We start from the raw sequence: 18,265 nt of genomic DNA, 5'->3' as shown, positions 1-18,265 counted from the left end.
ACATGGGCAACAAGTTCCTCGAGGGCAACTTCGCCCCGGTCAGCCGGGAGCACACGATCACCGAGCTGGCCGTCACCGGAGCGATCCCGGAGTTCCTCGACGGCCGCTACCTGCGCAACGGCCCCAACCCGCTGTCCGAAGTGGACCCGGCGGCCTACCACTGGTTCATGGGCGACGGCATGGTCCACGGCGTGCGCCTGCGCGACGGCAAAGCCGAGTGGTACCGGAACCGGTGGGTCCGCAACCCCGCCGTCGCGGCCACGCTGAACGGCGAAGACGCGAGCCGGTTCTGCGGGCTGGACGCGCTCGGGGCCAACACCAACGTCATCGGCCACGCCGGCAAGACCCTCGCCCTGGTCGAGGCGGGCGCGCCGATCTACGAGCTGACCGACGAGCTCGACACCGTCGGCCGCTGCGACTTCGACGGCACGCTCCCCGGCGGCTACACCGCCCACCCCAAGCGTGACCCGCGCACCGGCGAGCTGCACGCCGTCTCGTACTTCTTCGGCATGGGGAACAAGGTCCAGTACTCGGTGATCGACGCGGCCGGCCGCGCCCGCCGCACGGTCGACGTCGAGGTCACCGGGTCGCCGATGATGCACGACTTCTCGCTGACCGAGAACCACGTCGTCTTCTACGACCTGCCGGTGACGTTCAACGCGGAGATGGCGGTCGCGGCCAGCGTGCCCGCCGCGCTGCGCGCGCCGGCGAAGCTGGTGGTCTCGGCCGTGGTCGGCAAGGTCCGCGTCCCGGACCCGGTGACCGCCATGGTGGCGGGCAAGCTCGGCGCGAACGGCGGCCTGCCCTACCGCTGGAACCCGAAGTACCCGGCGCGGATCGGGGTCATGCCGCGCGAGGGCGGCAACGGCGACGTCCGGTGGTTCGACGTCGAGCCGTGCTACGTCTTCCACCCGCTCAACGCCTACGACGACGGCGACAGCGTGGTGCTGGACGTCGTCCGCCACCCGAAGATGTTCGACCGCAACCTGCACGGCCCGGACGAGGGCGGCCCGACCCTGGACCGCTGGACGGTGGACCTGGCGGCGGGCAAGGTCCTGGAGGAGCGCCTCGACGACCGCGGCCAGGAGTTCCCGCGCGTGGACGAGCGCCTGGTGGGCCGCCGCCACCGCTACGGCTACGCGACGTCGGCCGACGGCGGCGCGGAGCCCGGCGGCTCGCTGTACAAGCACGACTTCCACACCGGCTCGCGGGCCGAGCGCGCGTTCGGCGCGGGCCGGCAGCCGGGCGAGTTCGTGTTCGTCCCCCGCCACGACGACGCGGCCGAGGACGACGGCGTCCTGATGGGCTTCGTGTTCGACCCGGCCACCCAGCGCAGCGACCTGACGATCCTGGACGCGGAAACCCTGGAGACGGTGGCGGCGGTCCACCTGCCGGACCGCGTGCCCCACGGCTTCCACGGCAACTGGGTGCCGGTCGGCTAGGTGAGGATGCGGTGGTCGCCGGTGTAGAGGTTCATCGAGTCGCCGCGCAGGAAGCCGACCAGGGTCATGCCGTTCTCCTCGGCCAGCTCCACCGCCAGTGACGACGGGGCCGACACCGCGGCCAGCAGCCCGATCCCCGCCATCGCGGCCTTCTGCACCAGCTCGAACGACGCTCGTCCGGACACCAGCAGGCCGTGTCCGGACGCCGGGATCCGGCCGTCGAGGAGCGCCCAGCCCAGGACCTTGTCGACCGCGTTGTGCCGGCCGACGTCCTCGCGGACGACGTCGAGCGATCCGTCCGGGGTGAACAGCGCCGCCGCGTGGAGGCCGCCGGTGCTCGCGAACACCTTCTGGCGGGCGCGCAGCGCGTCCGGCAGGGCCGCCAGGGTTTCGCTCTTCACCGCGAACGGCGCCGAAGCGGGGGAGAAGCGCGTGCGGAGCTTGACCGCGTCGAGCGCGGCCTTGCCGCAGACGCCGCACGAGGACGTCGTGTAGAAGTTGCGCTCCACCCCGGTGTCGGGCGGCGGGACGCCGTCGGCCAGCGCGATGTCCAGCACGTTGTAGGTGTTGCGGCCCTGGTCGTCGACGCCGTCGCAGTAGCGGGCGACCGCGATGTCCTCGCGCCCGCCGATCACGCCCTCCGACAGCAGGAAGCCGTGGGCCAGCTCGACGTCGTGGCCGGGCGTGCGCATGGTGACCGCCAGCGCCCGGCCGCCGACCCGCAGCTCCAGGGGCTCTTCGGCCGCCAGCGCGTCGGGGCGGCGCCGGTCCCCGGTCGCGGAGATCCGCCGCACCGGCCTGCGCACGGTCACCCTGCCCATCAGCACATCCTTCGCTGCCCGAAAGTTCGACACTCGTATGGTGCAACACCGGTGATTTAGTAATACATTCCCACCATCATCCCCAGATTACGGAGGGAACCGATGGCTCTCGGCTTCCTGGACCGCTCCCGGATCGTGGCCCCGCCCAGCTGGACGCGCTGGCTGGTGCCGCCGGCGGCCCTCTCGGTGCACCTGTCGATCGGGCAAGCGTACGCGTGGAGCGTGTTCAAGGTCCCGCTCGAGAAGACGCTGCACCTCAACGGCACGCAGAGCTCGCTGCCGTTCCAGCTCGGCATCGTCATGCTGGGGCTGTCCGCGGCCTTCGGTGGCACGCTCGTCGAGAAGAACGGCCCGCGCTGGGCGATGTTCGTGTCGATGTGCTGTTTCGCCAGCGGATTCCTCGTCTCCGCCCTCGGCGTGGCGACCGGCCAGTTCTGGCTGGTCGTCGTCGGCTACGGCGGGATCGGCGGCGTCGGGCTCGGCATCGGCTACATCTCGCCGGTGTCGACGCTGATCAAGTGGTTCCCGGACCGCCCGGGCATGGCCACCGGCATCGCGATCATGGGCTTCGGCGGCGGCGCGCTGATCGCCTCGCCGTGGTCGTCCTCGATGCTCGGCACCGCGCCGACGACCGGCACCATCGCAACCGCGTTCCTGGTCCACGGCCTCGTCTACGCGGTGTTCATGTCGATGGGCTGGCTGCTCGTGCGGGTCCCGGCCGACGGCTGGAAGCCGGCGGGCTGGGAGCCGAAGACCGACCACGGCGCCGCGATGATCACGACGGCGAACGTGTCCGCGGCCAACGCCATCAAGACACCGCAGTTCTGGTGCCTGTGGGTCGTCCTGTGCTTCAACGTCACCGCGGGCATCGGGATCCTGGAAAAGGCTTCCCCGATGATCCAGGACTTCTTCAAGGGCACGTCCACGCCGGTGGGCGTGGCCGCGGCGGCCGGGTTCGTCGCGCTGCTGTCGCTGTGCAATATGCTCGGCCGGTTCGTCTGGTCGTCCACTTCGGACCTGGTCGGCCGCAAGAACATCTACCGCACGTACCTCGGCGCCGGCGCGCTGCTGTACCTGGTGATCGCGCTGACGCAGAACTCCTCGAAGCTCGTGTTCATCCTGTGCGCGATGGTGATCCTGTCGTTCTACGGCGGCGGGTTCGCGACGGTCCCGGCCTACCTGAAGGACCTCTTCGGCACCTACCAGGTGGGCGCGATCCACGGCAGGCTGCTGACGGCGTGGTCGGTGGCGGGCGTGCTCGGCCCGCTGATCGTCAACCGCATCGCCGACAGCGAGAAGGCGGCGGGCAAGTCCGGCCCGGACCTGTACACGACGTCGTTCTACATCATGATCGGCCTGCTCGTGGTCGGCTTCGTGGCCAACGAGCTGGTCCGCCCGGTCAAGGAGAAGTTCCACGAGCCGGTCCCCGAGGCCGTGAGGAGCGAAGCGTGATGAGCGAACCGACGACGAAGCCCAACCGGGTGCCGCTGATCGTGCTGGCCTGGGCGTGGGTGGTGCTCCCGTTCGGGTACGGGGTGTACCAGCTGTTCCTGAAGCTGGTCCAGCTGTTCGGATGAGCAAGGGAGTCCTGGTCACCGGCGCGTCCCGCGGTATCGGGCGCGCCGTGGCCACGGCGTTCGCGTCCCGCGGCGACCGGGTCGCCGTCCACTATGGACATCGAGCCGCCGACGCCGAGGAGACGCTGAAAAGGCTCCCTGGTGAAGGCCACGTGCTGATCGGCGGTGACCTGGCCGACCCCGAGGCGGCACGCAAGATCGCCGACGCGGCCGAAGCCGGGCTCGGCGGGGTCGACGTGCTGGTCAACAACGCCGCCGTCGCGACGTCGCCGGAGACCGTGCACCCCGTCGCCGGAGTGTCCTATGCGGACTGGCAGCGGATCTGGCGGCGCACCCTCGACGTCAACCTCGTCGGCGCCGCGAACCTCAGCTACTGCGTCGCCCGGCACCTCATCGGGCGTGGCGCGCCCGGCCGGGATCGTCAACGTCGGGTCGCGCGGCGCCTTCAAGGGTGAGCCGGACCACCCCGCGTACGGTGCGAGCAAGGCCGCGCTGCACGCGTTCGGCCAGTCGCTCGCCGTTTCCCTCGCGCCCCACGGGATCTCCGTGACGTCGGTGGCTCCCGGGTTCACCGCCACCGAGCGCGTGGCCGGCCGGATCGACGACACCCTGCGCGCGCAGAGCCCGTTCGGGCGGGTCGGCACGCCCGAGGAGGTCGCCGCGGCCGTCCTCTACCTCGCCTCGGCCGAAGCGACCTGGGCCTCCGGCGCGATCCTCGACCTCAACGGAGCCTCTCACCTGAGAATGTGACTCGGCTCTCACTCGTGCAGCGGTTCCCAGGGCTCGGGCGTCCAGAGGGGCGTGCATCCACTGGGGAAGGTCGTCGTCGCCGGACTGGCTCTCGTCGTGCTCAGCGGCACGGCGTACGGGTATGTCAACCTCCGCGCTCTGGACGGCGTGACGCGTGACAACGTGATCGACGAAGAGGGCGGCGCGGCGAAGCCGGGGGAACAGCCCGCCGACGGCTCGCTCGACATCCTCCTCGTCGGCCGGGACGCCCGCTCCGACAACGACGGCAACCCGCTGCCGCCGGAAATGCTGCGTGAGCTGCGGGCCGGCGCCAACGGCGACGACCTCACCGACACCCTGATCGTGCTCCGGATCCCGAACGGCACGAAGGAGGTGAAAGCGTTCTCCATCCCGCGGGACAGCTATGTCTCGATGGCGGGCGGGAAGGGCAAGATCAACGGCGCGTTCGGGCGGGCGAAGGCCGCCGAAGCGCGGCGGCTGCGCAACGCGGGCGAGACCGACAAGACGAAGATCAACCAGGGCGCGCTCACGGCGGGCCGTCGGGCGACGCGGCAGGCGGTCGAGGACCTCACCGGGGTGAAGATCGACCACTTCGCCGAGGTGAACCTGCTCAGCTTCTACGAGATCAGCAAGGCCGTCGGCGGCGTCGACGTCTGCCTGAAGAAGGCCACCAAGGACGAGAACTCGGGTGCGGACTTCCAGGCCGGCCCCCAGCGCATCTCGGGCGCGGACGCCCTCGCCTTCGTCCGGCAGCGTGACGGGCTCCCGGGCACCGACTTCGCCCGCGTCCGCCGCCAGCAGGTGTTCCTCGCCGGGCTGGCCCGGCAGGTGCTCTCGGCGGGCACGCTGGCCGATCCGGGGAAGCTGTCGGACCTGATCGACGCGGTGAAGCGCTCGGTGGTGCTGGACGGCTCGTGGAACCTCCTCGACTTCGTCGGGCAGATGCGCGGCGTCAGCGGCGGCGGGATCCAGTTCGCGACGATCCCGGTCGTCAACGTCGACTACCGGTACGACCCGGTCAACAACCCCCGGGCGACGGCGGTGCAGGTCGACCCGGCCGCGGTGAAGGCTTTCGCGGCGAGCTTGATCGGCGGTGGGACGCCGGCCGCACCCGCCACGCCGGCGACCTCGGCGCCGGCCGCGTCGGTCACCGTCGACGTCTCCAACGCGGGCCCGAAGGCGGGGCTCGCGGCGCGTGTGGCCGGGGTCCTGCGGGAGAAGGGGTTCCCGTCGAACGCGACGGGCAACAGCGACACCCGGCGGACGTCCCTGGTCCGCTTCGGCCCCGCGCTGGCCGAACGCGGCGCCGAGGTGGCGAAGGCGCTGGGCGGGCTGACGACGCAGCAGTCGGCGTCGGTGCCGGCGGGGCACATCGAGGTGGTGCTCGGGACGGTCTACGCCGGCCCCGGCGCGGCGGGCGGCGGCGGCACCGGCCCCGGGGGCGCTTCGGACGATCCGATCACCTCGAACGGCGTCGTCTGCGTGGATTGACCGCCGGTGAATTGATCGACGGCGAAGTTCCGGATTTTCCGTCGAATCCCTGAAATGCGCGGGGAATTCCCGCGACGACCGTCCCCACTGGACCACGGTGGACCACCCGGGTCAGTGGTCTTGACGCTGCCGCACTGGTGAGGCAGGGTGCGGTGACCATCGGCACGGGCAGGCCACGTGCCGGGAGATGGTTCACCCGATCGGTGGGCGATCTTGGAAAATCGATTTCAGGGAATACGGAAAGTCCGGAATTTATGCGCAGCAGCGTCACCCCGGGTGGGTGGATCTTGCCCGTCCTCGCTTCAGCCGTTCTTTGTGCCGGGTGCCAGTCGGCGTCTGCCTCGGCGCACTACCCGGGCGCGATAGACGCCTGCCGGCTGCCCGGGCCGAACGCACAGGCGCAGCTCGCGCCCGGGACCGTCGAGATCCCGGCCGACTCGGTGAAGGCCGCCGAGGCCAAGGTCATCCCCGACGACCACGCCGACGACGGCAACGAGATCACCACGTGCCGCCGGCTGTACGCGCGCGACCTCGGCGGCGGCAAGCCCAACCTGCAGGACTACCGGCTCGTCACGATCGCGGTCGTGCGGTTCACGCAGTCCGACGCGGACGAGGCCGCCGCCAAGGCCAGCCAGCTGATGACCGACGCCCTCGGCGACCACTCGGGCGTCCGGCTCGCCACCGGGGTCGGTGACGAGTCCGGCTTCTCCGAGCAGTGGGCGGCCGTGCGCTCCGGCAACGTAGTGCTGGGCCTGTCCATCGCCGACGGCGGCACCGAGGCCGCGCTGATCCCGCCCGCGACCCTGGACAGCGTGCAGGCCGTGGTCACGGACATGACCGGCACGCTGAAGAAGGACTTCCAGGGCTGAGGTTCAGGGCCGGGGTTCAGGGCCGGGTTTCCGCCGGGACCGGGACCAGCCGCACGACGATCGCCTTCGACACCGGCGTGTTCGACTTGTCCGCCACCGAGTCCAGCGGCACCAGCGCGTTCGCCTCCGGGAAGTAGGCCGCCGCGCAGCCGCGGGCGGTCGGGTACGCGACGACCCGGAACGCCGGCGCCCGGCGTTCGGTGCCGTCGCGCCATTCGGAGACCAGGTCGACGAGCGCGCCGTCGGCCAGGCCGAGCGCCGCGAGGTCGTCCGGGTTCACCAGCACCACGCGGCGGGCGTTCTCGATTCCCCGGTAGCGGTCCGAGAGCCCGTAGATGGTGGTGTTGTACTGGTCGTGGCTGCGCATCGTCTGCAGCAGCAGCCGGCCATCGGGGACCTTCGGGTACTCCAGCTCCGACACCGTGAAGTTGCCCTTGCCGTTCGCCGTCCCGGTGAATTCGCGGGAGTCGCGCGGGGCGTGCGGCAGCACGAAGCCGTCCGGCTCGCGGACCCGGCGGTTGTAGTCCTGGCAGCCGGGCACGACCCGCGCGATCCGGTCGCGGATCAGGTCGTAGTCGGCCTCGAACGTCCGCCACGGCACGGCGTGGCCCGCGCCGAACAGCTTCTCACCCAGCCGGGTGATGATGGCGACTTCCGAGAGCAGGTGCTCGCTCGCCGGCGTCAGGCGCCCGCGCGAGGTGTGCACCTGCGACATCGAGTCCTCGACCGTGACGAACTGCTCGCCGCTCGCCTGGACGTCGCGCTCGGTGCGGCCCAGCGTCGGCAGGACCAGCGCGGTCCGGCCGTGCACGACGTGCGAGCGGTTCAGCTTCGTCGAGACGTGCACGGTCAGCGAGCAGGAGCGCAGTGCCTTCTCGGTCAGCGCCGAGTCCGGCGTCGCCGACGCGAAGTTGCCGCCGACGGCGAAGAACACCTTGCCGCGGCCGTCTCGCATCGCCCGGATCGCGTCGACGGTGTCGAAGCCGTGCTCGCGCGGGACCTCGATGCCGAACTCGGCGGCGAGGGCGTCCATGAACGACTGCGGCATCTTCTCCCAGATGCCCATCGTCCGGTCGCCCTGGACGTTCGAGTGCCCGCGCACCGGGCACAGGCCGGCGCCGGGCTTGCCGATCATGCCGCGCACCAGGGCGAGGTTCGCGATCTCGGAGATCGTCGGCACCGCGTGCTTGTGCTGCGTGAGGCCCATCGCCCAGCAGTAGACGGTGCGCTCGGAGGAGGCGATCATCCGCGCGACGCGCTCGATCTGCTCGCGCGGCAGGCCGGTCGCGCGCTCGATCTCCGGCCAGTCGATCTCCTGGAGGTGCTCGGCGTAGTCGTCGAAGCCCTCGGTGACCCGGTCGACGAAGTCGCGGTCGACGATCGCACCGGGCGCTTCGGCGTCCCAGGCCAGCAGCAGGTGCCCGACGGCCTGGAACAGCGCCAGGTCGCCGCCGAGGCGGACCTGGGCGAACTCGTCGGCCAGCGGCGTGCCCCTGCCGATGACGCCGCGGACGTTCTGCGGGTTCTTGAACCGCATCAACCCGGCCTCGGGCAGCGGGTTCACGGCGATGATCTTCGCGCCGTTGCCCTTGGCCTCTTCGAGCGCCGAGAGCATCCGCGGGTGGTTGGTGCCCGGGTTCTGCCCCACGACGACGATCAGGTCGGCCCGGTGGATGTCGGCCAGGCTCACCGAGCCCTTGCCGACGCCGGTGGTGGCCGACAGCGCGGCGCCGGAGGACTCGTGGCACATGTTCGAGCAGTCCGGCAGGTTGTTGGTGCCGAAGGAGCGCACCAGCAGCTGGTAGAGGAACGCGGCCTCGTTGCTGGTGCGGCCGGAGGTGTAGAAGATGGCCTCGTTCGGGTCGGTCAGCGCCTTGAGCTCGCCCGCGACCAGCTCGAACGCGTCGTCCCAGGAGATCGGCTCGTAGTGCGTCGCGCCCTCGCGCAGCACGAACGGCTCGGTGATCCGGCCCTGCTGGCCGAGCCAGTAGTCGGTCTTGGTTTCCAGCTCGCCGATCGGGTGTTGCGCGAAGAACCCGCGGTCCACCCGCCGTTTCGTGGCCTCTTCGGCGACGGCCTTGGCGCCGTTTTCGCAGAACTCGGCCAGCTTGCGCTTCTCGCCGTCGACCTCGCGGGGCTCCGGCCACGCGCAGCCCGGGCAGTCGAACCCTTCGCGCTGGTTCAGCAGCCGCAGCGCCTTGATCGTCCGGCCGGTGCCCATCTGCTCGACGCTGCGCGCGAGCGACACGGCGACGCCGGGTATCCCGGCCGCCCAGCCCTTCGGCTTGCCCACCTCGAGGCGGGTTTCGTCCACGTCCTGCGCCGGCGCTTCACGGGTCATGCGTTCATCGTGCGCCAAGGTGATCGTCCGCGGCCACCGGGGTCACGCGCGATCGGTGCGCAGCCCGCGGTCGGCGAGGGTGACCGCGAGCAGGAGCACGCTGATGACGACCAGCGCGATCGCCAGCCGGTGCAGGCCCGCCGAGTCGGCGTGCGGGCCGTAGCAAAGGGCGATGAGCGTCGACGCCACGATCGCGCCGAGGTACTGGGCCGTGCGGAACAGCCCGCTCGCCGTGCCCATCTGCTCCGCCGGGGCCTCGCGGTAGAGCGTCGTCTGGTTCGCGACGCTGGTCAGGCCCTGAGCGAGCCCGAACAGCGCGGCCAACGCGAGCAGCGCGCCGATCCAGGTGCCGTCGTGCACGAGCAGGAGCAGGGCCGAGCCGCCTGCCAGTGCCACCGCGACGGTGACCAGCCGGGCCTTGATGCCCGACGCGCGGCCGGAGAACGCCGCGGCGCAGACCGCCGTGCCCGACATCGGCAGCAGCATCAGCCCGGCCGCTTCTTCGGACAGCCGCCGGGTGGTCTCCAGCCACTGGACGTAGCCGAACATGATCGCGTAGATGGCCATGAAGCTCAGCGCCTGCCGCAGGTAGGTCCGCAGGATGGCGCGGTTGGCCGCGAGCATCCGCAGGTCGAGGAAGGGGGCGTCCCGCCGCAGCTCGACCAGCGTGAAGGCGGTCCCGAAGGCCGCGACGACGGCGAGCAGCCAGACCTCGGCGCCAGGGGCCATCAAGAAGAACAGGAGCGCGAGCAGGGTCGCGGAGAACAGCGCGATGCCGAGCACGTCGATCCGGGTGGCGGTGCGCTCGCCGCGGTCGTCCTTCGGCACCCACGCCCACGCCAGCACCAGCGACAACCCGGCGAGCGGGATGTTCACGGCGAAGATCGCGGGCCAGCCGAAGAGGCCGATCAGCAGCCCGCCCAGCGTCGGGCCGATCACCATCACCGTCTGGGCGGACATCGAGAGCAGCGACAGCACCCGCGCGGGCACGCCCTGGCCGCTCGCCTCGGCGTGGTGGCGCAGCACGGCCATGGCGGCCGGGAACCCGGCGCACGTGCCCAGGCCGAGGACGACCCGCACGCCGGTCAGCCAGCCGACCGAGACGGGGATCAGGCCCGCGATCCCGGCGACGATCACCAGGCTCGCGCCGCCGAGCAGGACGCGCCGGGCGCCGTGGCGGTCGACCAGCAGGCCGACCACCGGCTGCCCGACCGCGGTGGCCAGGTAGAGCGCCGAAATCAGCCACGCGGTCTGCCCGGGTCCGGCGCCGAAGCTCTGCCCGATCGGCACGAGCGCGACGGCGATGAGCGTGGAGTTGATCGGGTTGAGCACCGCGCCGGCCACCAGCGGGGTGACCAGGCGGGCGCCGAACTTCGCGGGGGCGGTGACGGTGCTCGTGAGGAACTCCTTCAGTGTTCGGCGACGCGCTGCAGCAGCGGCAGCGCGCGCGTGACGGCGTCGAGCTCGGCGGGGGTCAGCTCGTCCAGCAGGGCCTGGGCCAGCCACTCGTCGCGGTGCTGCTGGATCCCGCGCACGGTGTCGCGGCCGGCGTCGGAGAGGCTGATCACGACACGCCGGCGGTCGGCCGGGTCCGGTGTGCGGGCGAGGTAGCCGAGCTCGTCGAGGACGCCGAGGGTGGCGGCCATCGACTGCTGCCGCACGTGCTCGGCGGCGGCCAGCTCACCCTGGGTGGCCGCGCCTTCGCGGTGGAGCCGGTGCAGCACGGCGGACTGCGACGGCGTCAGGATCCCGGCGTTGTCGACGTGGCGCAGCCGCCGGTGCAGCTGCCCGACGACCCCGCGGATCCAGCCCGCGCTCTCGGCCACGTGCGGAGGTACTTCGCCCATGTACACAGTTTAACTGTGCAGTCCAGACTGTGCATCTGGTGTGATCGAACGATCAGTTGCAGGTGTCGAGGGTCGGGACCGGGTACTTCGGGTCGTAGTAGCCCGGCGGGTGCTGATCGCCGGTCGACGGCGTGGCCGACGGTGGGTTCGCGTAGCCGGGGGCGAGGTAGCCCTCCTTGGCGGCCGCGCAGCCCACGGACGACAGTGCGCTCTGCCCGCCGTCGAGCCACAGGCCCTGGCTGCTCTTCGCGACCTTCGAGTCGGTGACCACCACGTAGGTCTCGTCCACGCGCAGGAAGCTGACGATCTCGTTCGGGCTGGTCAGCGACTTGGGGTGGGGGTTGTCGAAGGCGTAGGCGACGACGTACTTCGCGTCCACGGCCAGCTCGCCGGGCTTGTCACCGGCCCGGGCGGTCAGCGTGCCGAACGTGCGGGGTCCCGCGTCGAGCAGGTGGTAGCCGTCGGCGATCTCGGTCACGTAGGTGTCGAAGCCGCCGTCCTTCGACGGCTTCTCGGCGAGCCTCGGCACGAGCTGTTCACGCTGGTCAGGGGCGAACGCGGCGAGGAACGCGGCGGTGTCGTGGCGGTAGAGCACCGCCGGGTCGAGGTTGGCGGCGGAGATGGCCTGGCGGACCTTGGCGTACGCGTCGGCGACCGCGTCGGCCTTGAAGGCGCCGATCGCGGCGGCGGCCGGGGAGGTGATGCCGTCGAGCCCCTTCGGCCAGACGTCGGCGGGCGTGTGCGCGTACGGCCGGGCCAGGTCGACCGGGGCGACGTCCGGGACCGACGTCGGGTCCGGCGGCGCGGCGTCCTGGGCGGGCCGGTGGCCGAGGACCACGATCGCCGTGGTCGTCACGGCCAGGGCGGCCAGGAAGGCGGCGAACCCCCACCAGCGGCGGCGCGAGCCGTGCGCGGAGCGTTTCTGCTGCCTGCGGAACTGCTTGCGGTCCTTCTTCGCGCCCAGCCAGGCATCGGTCTGCGCGTGCTTTCGCCAGTCCGGATCCATCAGGTCCGGGTGCGTTTCGAGCAGGTTGTCCTCGTCCACGTGCGTCCCCCCAAGGTCGACGACTGACTCATCGACGGCGGGGGACGGGCGTTACCCGAAGTACGCGAACTCGTTGACGCCGACGCCCTGGAGCTGGTGCACGATGATCGCCGCGGCGACCAGGCCGACCACGATGAGCAGGGCGAGCACGCCCGGCCAGCGGCTTTGGCCCGGCTGCCGGTACCCGCCCGCGCGGCGCTCGCGCTTGCGACGCTTCTTGAGGTCCTTCTTCGCGCCCAGCCAGGCGTCCCGGGCGGCGTACTTCTGCCAGTCCGGGTTCATCAGGTCCGGGTGCGTCTCGAGGCGCCGGTCGTCCGGGTCCTGCGGCTGCTGAGGCTCCGCCATCGTCAGAGTGCCTTCCCCCTGGGTGACCCGCCGTGACGGGTTCGTAGACTTGTCCATTGTGACCGAGAACGCTCCGCAGCAGACCACCGACCTTCCGGGTGCCTGGGACCCGGCCGCCGAGGAAGCACCGATGTACGACCGCTGGGTAGCGGCCGGGTACTTCACGGCCGACGCCTCGTCGGGGAAGCCGCCGTTCTCGATCGTACTGCCGCCGCCGAACGTCACCGGTTCGCTGCACATGGGCCACGCGCTCAACCACACCCTGATGGACGCGATGAGCCGTCGTCGTCGCATGCAGGGCTACGAGGTGCTGTGGCTGCCGGGCATGGACCACGCGGGCATCGCGACGCAGAACGTCGTCGAGCGCCAGCTGGCCGGCGAGGGCCTTTCGCGCCACGACCTGGGCCGGGAGAAGTTCGTCGAGCGCGTCTGGGAGTGGAAGGCCGAGTACGGCGGCAAGATCCTCGGCCAGATGAAGCGCCTCGGCGACGGCGTCGACTGGTCGCGCGAGCGCTTCACCATGGACGAGAACCTCTCGAAGGCCGTCCAGACGGTGTTCAAGAACTTCTTCGACGAGGGCCTGATCTACCGGGCCGAGCGGATCATCAACTGGTGCCCGCGGTGCCAGACGGCGCTGTCGGACATCGAGGTCGACCACAACGACGACGACGGCGAGCTCGTGTCGATCCGCTACGGCGACGGCGACACCGCGATCGTGGTGGCGACGACCCGCGCGGAGACGATGCTGGGCGACACCGCGGTCGCCGTCCACCCGGACGACGAGCGGTACGCGCACCTGGTCGGCACCGAGGTCGAGCTGCCGCTGACCGGCCGCCGCATCCCGATCGTGGCCGACAAGCACGTCGACCCGGAGTTCGGCACCGGTGCGGTGAAGGTCACCCCGGCGCACGACCCGAACGACTTCGAGATCGGCCGCCGCCACGACCTGCCGATGCTGACGATCATGAACGAGCGCGCGGAGATCACCGCGCCGGGGCCGTTCCAGGGCCTCGACCGCTTCGAGGCGCGTCCGGCGGTCGTCGCCGCGCTGCGCGAGGCCGGCCGGATCGTCGCGGAGAAGCGGCCGTACGTGCACGCGGTCGGGCACTGCTCGCGCTGCGACACGGTGGTCGAGCCGCGGCTGTCGCTGCAGTGGTGGGTCAAGGTCGAGGAGCTGGCCAAGCTGGCGGGCGACGCGGTCCGCGACGGCCGGACGAAGATCCACCCGCCGGAGCTGGGCAAGCGGTACTTCGACTGGGTCGACAACATGCACGACTGGACGATCTCGCGCCAGCTGTGGTGGGGCCACCGCATCCCGGTGTACTACGGACCGGACGGCGAGGTCGTGTGCGTCGGCCCGGACGAGCAGCCGCCGTCCGGCGAGGGCTGGACCCAGGACCCGGACGTGCTGGACACCTGGTTCTCGTCCGGCCTGTGGCCGATGTCGACGCTGGGCTGGCCTTCTCCTTCGGAAGACCTGGCCAAGTTCTACCCGACCAGCGTGCTCTCCACGGGCTACGACATCCTGTTCTTCTGGGTCGTCCGGATGATGATGTTCGGCGTGCACCAGATGGCCGGGAAGCAGCCGTTCGACCACGTGTACCTGCACGGGCTGATCCGCGACGCGAACGGCAAGAAGATGTCGAAGTCGCGCGGCAACGTGATCGACCCGCTGGAGTGGATGGACGCCTACGGCGCGGACGCGACCAGGTTCACCCTGGCCCGCGGGGCCAACCCGGGCGCGGACATGGCGCTGGCCGACGAATGGGCGGCGGGCTCCCGCAACTTCTGCACGAAGCTGTGGAACGCCACGAAGTTCGCGATGATGAACGGCGCTTCGGTTTCGTCTCCTCTGCCGGACGCCGGCTCGCTGACGGAAGCGGACCGCTGGATCCTGGGCAGGCTGAGCGCGCTGGTGTCCGAAGTGGACGGCCTGTTCGAGGACTTCCAGTTCGCGAAGGTGGCGGGCGCGCTCTACCAGTTCACGTGGAACGAGCTGTGCGACTGGTACCTGGAGCTGGCGAAGGTCCAGCTGTACCAGGGCGACGACGCGCGCGTCGCCGCGACGCGGTCCGTGCTGGGGCACGTCCTGGACACGGTGCTGCGGTTGCTGCACCCGTTCATCCCGTTCATCACGGAGAAGCTCTGGACGGCGCTGACCGGCGGTGAGTCGTTGGTCGTCGCGGCTTGGCCTGCCCCGTTCGAGGGCTACGCGGACGCGGCGGCGGACGCCCGGATCGCGGACGTCCAGAAGCTGGTGACGGAGATCCGCCGGTTCCGCGCGGACCAGGGGCTGAAGCCGGGCCAGAAGGTGGCGGCGCGCCTGGCGGGGTACGCGGGCGGCCACGAGGACGCGGTCCGTTCGCTGGTCCGGCTGACACCGGCAGCCGACGACTTCGCGGCGAGCGCCTCGCTGGAGGTGGCGCTGGCGGACGGCGTGGTGACGGTGGAGCTGGACCTGTCGGGAACGGTCGACGTGGCGGCCGAGCGCAAGCGGCTGGAGAAGGACCTGGCGGCGGCGCAGAAGGAGCTGACCCAGACGGAGGCGAAGCTGGGCAACGAGGCGTTCATCGCGAAGGCCCCGGAGCAGGTGGTGTCGAAGATCAAGGTCCGCAAGGAAACGGCCGAGGCGGACATCGACCGCATCACGTCCCGTTTGGCGGCGCTGCCGGCTTCCTGAGGCCGCGGACGGCGAGCCCGGCACTCCGTTGCGGAGTGCCGGGCTTTTCGCTGTCCGGACGGCGTCGTGGAATTGATTGGGAATTCCGCTCGCGAGTGGAGCGCGGTCATTCTTCTCGGACATACTCGCTCCGGGTGATTCGGGGTCGTCACCGTGAATCGACAGTTGTGCCGAGCAGGAGAGCCGAGAATGTCCAGCAAGCCCGTGGTGCCGGTGGCGGCAGCACGTCCGTCGCCGCCCGGCGTGGGTGTCGCGTGGGGCCTCTACATGACCATTTTCGCCAGCATTACCGCGCTGGCCCTTGTCATCCGAGGCGAAGGTGTCGCCGTCCCGGTGGCGCTGTCGTCCGCGAGCGGAGTGGCGATCCTGGCCGTGTCACTGGTGAACAGGCTCCTCGGGGGCCGCCGGTGAAAATGGCGAGGCCGGGTCGTCCGGAGGCGAGTCTCGATCCCGGAGCCGGCCCCGCGGCCCGGTTCGGCTCGGCCCTGCGGCAATTGCGGGAGAACGCGGGGTGCCCGACCTACCGGCAGCTGGCGGCGCGGCCCGGGGTGCATTTTTCCGCGTCGGTTCTGTCGACGGCGGCCAATGGCAGGAAGATTCCGCCGTGGGAACACGTGAAGGCTTACGTCATCGCCTGCGAGGGGACGGAATGCCTGAATGCGCTCAAGTACTGGAGACGCCAGTGGCGGCGGTACCTCGCGGAGTCCGGTCAGCCGTGCGGGGACGCCGGAACGCTGCCGGACGCGGATCACGAAGCGGGCCGCTGGCGCAGGCTGGTCGCGACGGTGGGGATGGTGATCGGCGCGGGGACCGCGGCCGTCGTCCTCTTCGCCGGATCGACCTCGCCGCCACCGGCCACGCAGCTGGAACTGGTTTTCGGATGCCGGCTCGTCGACGCCGGGCTGACCGTGACCCAGCCGGTGCGGATACCGCCCGGTTACCTGGACGGACGGCACTACCAGTCCGGATACCGCGTGCAGCTGCCTCGCGTCGCGGGCAGGCACCAGGTCACCTGTGCGGTTCCCCATGAAGTGCGCGCGCCCTCGCCCCGCCTGGTGACCGGGGTCTTCCGCGCCCGGATCGGGATTCCCGACGGGCTCGCGGGTGGGGCACCGGTCACGGTGGCGGTCACCGACTACCTGCCGGAGTCCGGGCCGCAGACGTTCGGCGGTCCGGGAGGCGGTCTCGCCGTGGAGGTCAGCCAAGCGGTTCCGATGCCACCGCAGGAGCCTGCGCTGGGCATCACCTTCGAATTCGCCACCACCTCCGCCGCGGAGACCACCGTGGTGATCGTCGACCCCACGGTCACGCTTCTCCACTGGATGTGACGGTGGCCCGCGCCGCTTCGATCAGCGCCACCAGCTCGGGGGTCAGCCGCCGGTCGGCCGGGGTCGCCAGGTACGTCTGCATCCGTGGCGCCGGGTCCGTCAACGGGCGGAACACCACGCCCGGCACCGGCAGCAGGTTCGCGTGCGCCCGGTAGAACACCGTCCAGTGTGGACGCCCGAAACCCAGGGTGCCCAACGTGTCCTGGGACGTCGTGAAGTCCGCCCCGAGCACCGGCTCGAACCCCGCCTCCCGGCAACACGAAACGACCAGGTCGTACAGCGGCTGGTTCCGTGAAGGCGGGCTCAACCGCACCGGGAGCGAAGCCAGCGAAGCGAACGGAACCTCGGATCGGGCGGCCAGCGGGTGCGACGAAGGCAACGCCACCATGACCTCGTCCATCCACAGTGGAGTCAGATCCAGCCCCGGCGCAGGCCAGGACCCCCGCACGATGGTCGCGTCCAGCGACCCGTCGCGGACCCGCTGGAGCCGTTCGAGCGTGGGCGCGTGCAGCAACTCCAGGGACGTCGACGGAGACAGCCGCGCGAACGCCCGGAGCAACCCGTCCAGCCGATCTCCCAGGCCCTCACTCGTCCCCAGCCGAACCGAAGCCCCGGCCGGCCGGAACGAAGCCACCGACTCCTCCGCCCGCCGAGCCGCCGCCAGCACCGCCCGCGCCTCCGGCAGGAACCGCTGCCCCGCCTCCGTCAGCGTCACCGACCGCGTCGTGCGCGACAGCAACGGCACGCCCAGCGAACGCTCCAGCCGCCGGACCTGCTGGCTCACCGCCGGCTGGACGATGTGCAGCCGCTCCGCCGCGCGGCCGAAGTGCAGCTCCTCGGCCACCGTGACGAAATATCGCAGCTGACGCAGCTCCACCGGCCGTCCCCATTCATCAGGTTTCGTGATCAGTGTAGGAGCGAACTGCTCATCGAAAGGCGCGAACCCGAGCACCAAGCTCGAGGCATGCCTTACTTGACCGCCGGCGGAACCCGCCTCCACTACGAAGACGCCGGCACCGGCCCGGCCCTGCTGCTCCTGCACGGCTGGGGGACCAGCGGCCGCGTCTGGTACTCGTGCCTGCCCGATCTCGTGCGCGACCACCGCGTCGTCACCCTCGACTGGCGCGGGTGCGGTCGCTCGGACCACCCCGCCGTCGGCAACACCATCGCCCGGATCACCGCCGACCTCGCGCTGCTGGTCGAAACGCTGGAGATCACGCCCACCGTCGTCGGATCGAGCATCGGGGGGCTGTTCGCCACCGAGCTCGCCCTCGCGCGGCCGGAACTCGTCGACCACGTCGTCGCGGTCGGCAGCCCCGGGTACTGGCCCAGTACCGGCATGCTGGACAAGGTCCACTACCTGCGGAAACGGCTCGTCGACGACCGGGTCGGCACGCTCGAAGACTGGGTGCCGAACTGGTTCGCCCCGGGCACCGCGCGCGGGCTGGCCGACTGGACGGTCCGGCAGCTGCTCGACTCCGGTGCCTACATCGACGAGCTCTTCACCGAGTGCACCACCTACGACCCGCGGCCGCGGCTGAAGCACCTGAAGGTCCCCATCAGCTACCTGCACGGCGAGCTCGACGCCGAAATCCCGCTCGAAGTGCCGCGCACCTGCGCCGCGGAAACACCCGGCGCCCGCGTGCACGTCCTGGCCGGCCGCGGGCACCTGCCGCACCAGGAAAACCCGCGGGCGTTCACCGCCGCCCTCCGAGGGATCGCCTGAACG

At 71.0% G+C, this 18,265-nt stretch carries 16 protein-coding genes and 1 pseudogene; 10 read left to right on the top strand and 7 right to left on the bottom strand.

The window, feature by feature from the left end:
- Window positions 1-2 precede the first annotated feature (2 nt).
- Window positions 3-1,442 carry a carotenoid oxygenase family protein gene (locus ACWEGE_RS15330; protein ID WP_449661068.1) on the top strand — a complete coding sequence of 480 codons (1,440 nt, stop codon included), beginning with the start codon at window positions 3-5 and terminating at the stop codon, window positions 1,440-1,442.
- Here the strand turns inward: ACWEGE_RS15330 and fdhD are convergent.
- Window positions 1,439-2,263 (bottom strand): formate dehydrogenase accessory sulfurtransferase FdhD, encoded by an 825-nt coding sequence (gene fdhD / locus ACWEGE_RS15325; RefSeq protein WP_449661067.1) that lies wholly within the window; start codon window positions 2,261-2,263, stop codon window positions 1,439-1,441. The two genes, ACWEGE_RS15330 and fdhD, sit on opposite strands and share 4 nt — an antisense overlap.
- Before the next feature lie 102 nt (window positions 2,264-2,365).
- Here fdhD and ACWEGE_RS15320 point away from each other — a divergent pair, with 102 nt between their 5' ends.
- The 5 genes and pseudogenes from ACWEGE_RS15320 to ACWEGE_RS15300 all read left to right on the top strand — a co-directional run bounded on the left by ACWEGE_RS15320 (window position 2,366) and on the right by ACWEGE_RS15300 (window position 6,950).
- Window positions 2,366-3,715, top strand: a complete 1,350-nt coding sequence (locus ACWEGE_RS15320) for an L-lactate MFS transporter (protein WP_449661066.1) — start codon at window positions 2,366-2,368, stop codon at window positions 3,713-3,715.
- Window positions 3,715-3,840, top strand: a complete 126-nt coding sequence (locus ACWEGE_RS15315; protein ID WP_360276039.1) for an MFS transporter small subunit — start codon at window positions 3,715-3,717, stop codon at window positions 3,838-3,840. Before ACWEGE_RS15320 ends, ACWEGE_RS15315 begins: the two co-directional genes overlap by 1 nt.
- Window positions 3,837-4,509 (top strand): annotated as a pseudogene (locus tag ACWEGE_RS15310) (SDR family NAD(P)-dependent oxidoreductase); the annotation flags it as partial. The gene ACWEGE_RS15315 and the pseudogene ACWEGE_RS15310, both read left to right, overlap by 4 nt.
- Before the next feature lie 132 nt (window positions 4,510-4,641).
- Complete coding sequence (locus ACWEGE_RS15305; RefSeq protein WP_449661065.1) at window positions 4,642-6,081, top strand: LCP family protein; 1,440 nt, start codon at window positions 4,642-4,644, stop codon at window positions 6,079-6,081.
- A 287-nt stretch (window positions 6,082-6,368) separates the two neighbouring features.
- Window positions 6,369-6,950, top strand: coding sequence for a hypothetical protein (locus ACWEGE_RS15300; protein WP_449661064.1), 582 nt, complete (start codon window positions 6,369-6,371; stop codon window positions 6,948-6,950).
- Window positions 6,951-6,966: 16 nt separating this feature from the next.
- Here the strand turns inward: ACWEGE_RS15300 and ACWEGE_RS15295 are convergent, their stop codons facing one another.
- The 5 genes from ACWEGE_RS15295 to ACWEGE_RS15275 all read right to left on the bottom strand — a co-directional run bounded on the left by ACWEGE_RS15295 (window position 6,967) and on the right by ACWEGE_RS15275 (window position 12,528).
- Window positions 6,967-9,291 carry an FdhF/YdeP family oxidoreductase gene (locus ACWEGE_RS15295; RefSeq protein WP_449661063.1) on the bottom strand — a complete coding sequence of 775 codons (2,325 nt, stop codon included), beginning with the start codon at window positions 9,289-9,291 and terminating at the stop codon, window positions 6,967-6,969.
- Between the two features lie 42 nt (window positions 9,292-9,333).
- Complete coding sequence (locus ACWEGE_RS15290; RefSeq protein WP_449661062.1) at window positions 9,334-10,635, bottom strand: MFS transporter; 1,302 nt, start codon at window positions 10,633-10,635, stop codon at window positions 9,334-9,336.
- 65 nt (window positions 10,636-10,700) lie between these two features.
- A complete protein-coding gene (locus ACWEGE_RS15285) occupies window positions 10,701-11,138 on the bottom strand; it encodes a MarR family winged helix-turn-helix transcriptional regulator (RefSeq protein WP_449661061.1) in 438 nt (145 codons plus the stop codon).
- A gap of 52 nt (window positions 11,139-11,190) precedes the next feature.
- The gene (locus ACWEGE_RS15280; protein ID WP_449661060.1) at window positions 11,191-12,183 is read right to left on the bottom strand and encodes a hypothetical protein; all 993 of its coding nucleotides are present in this window, start codon (window positions 12,181-12,183) and stop codon (window positions 11,191-11,193) included.
- 51 nt (window positions 12,184-12,234) lie between these two features.
- Entirely contained in the window at window positions 12,235-12,528 is a 294-nt protein-coding gene (locus ACWEGE_RS15275) for a hypothetical protein (protein WP_449661059.1), read from the bottom strand.
- Between the two features lie 58 nt (window positions 12,529-12,586).
- Here ACWEGE_RS15275 and ACWEGE_RS15270 point away from each other — a divergent pair, with 58 nt between their 5' ends.
- The 3 genes from ACWEGE_RS15270 to ACWEGE_RS15260 all read left to right on the top strand — a co-directional run bounded on the left by ACWEGE_RS15270 (window position 12,587) and on the right by ACWEGE_RS15260 (window position 16,536).
- Window positions 12,587-15,208, top strand: a complete 2,622-nt coding sequence (locus tag ACWEGE_RS15270; RefSeq protein ID WP_449661058.1) for a valine--tRNA ligase — start codon at window positions 12,587-12,589, stop codon at window positions 15,206-15,208.
- A 189-nt stretch (window positions 15,209-15,397) separates the two neighbouring features.
- Window positions 15,398-15,619: a hypothetical protein gene (locus ACWEGE_RS15265; RefSeq protein WP_449661057.1), complete on the top strand. Its 222-nt coding sequence runs from the start codon at window positions 15,398-15,400 to the stop codon at window positions 15,617-15,619.
- Window positions 15,620-15,822: 203 nt separating this feature from the next.
- On the top strand, window positions 15,823-16,536 hold the full coding sequence (locus tag ACWEGE_RS15260) for a hypothetical protein (protein WP_449661056.1): 714 nt from the start codon (window positions 15,823-15,825) through the stop codon (window positions 16,534-16,536).
- On the opposite strand, the gene ACWEGE_RS15255 is transcribed toward ACWEGE_RS15260, so the two are convergent.
- Entirely contained in the window at window positions 16,514-17,413 is a 900-nt protein-coding gene (locus tag ACWEGE_RS15255) for a LysR family transcriptional regulator (protein ID WP_449661055.1), read from the bottom strand. The genes ACWEGE_RS15260 and ACWEGE_RS15255 overlap by 23 nt on opposite strands.
- 87 nt (window positions 17,414-17,500) lie before the next feature.
- On the opposite strand from ACWEGE_RS15255, the gene ACWEGE_RS15250 reads away from it, so the two are divergent.
- On the top strand, window positions 17,501-18,262 hold the full coding sequence (locus ACWEGE_RS15250; protein ID WP_449661054.1) for an alpha/beta fold hydrolase: 762 nt from the start codon (window positions 17,501-17,503) through the stop codon (window positions 18,260-18,262).
- The last annotated feature ends 3 nt before the right edge of the window (window positions 18,263-18,265 follow it).

Source organism: Amycolatopsis sp. NPDC004747 (assembly GCF_053601335.1).
Note: the sequence above shows the minus strand (reverse complement) of the source record. Positions and strands in the feature narration are given on the sequence as shown.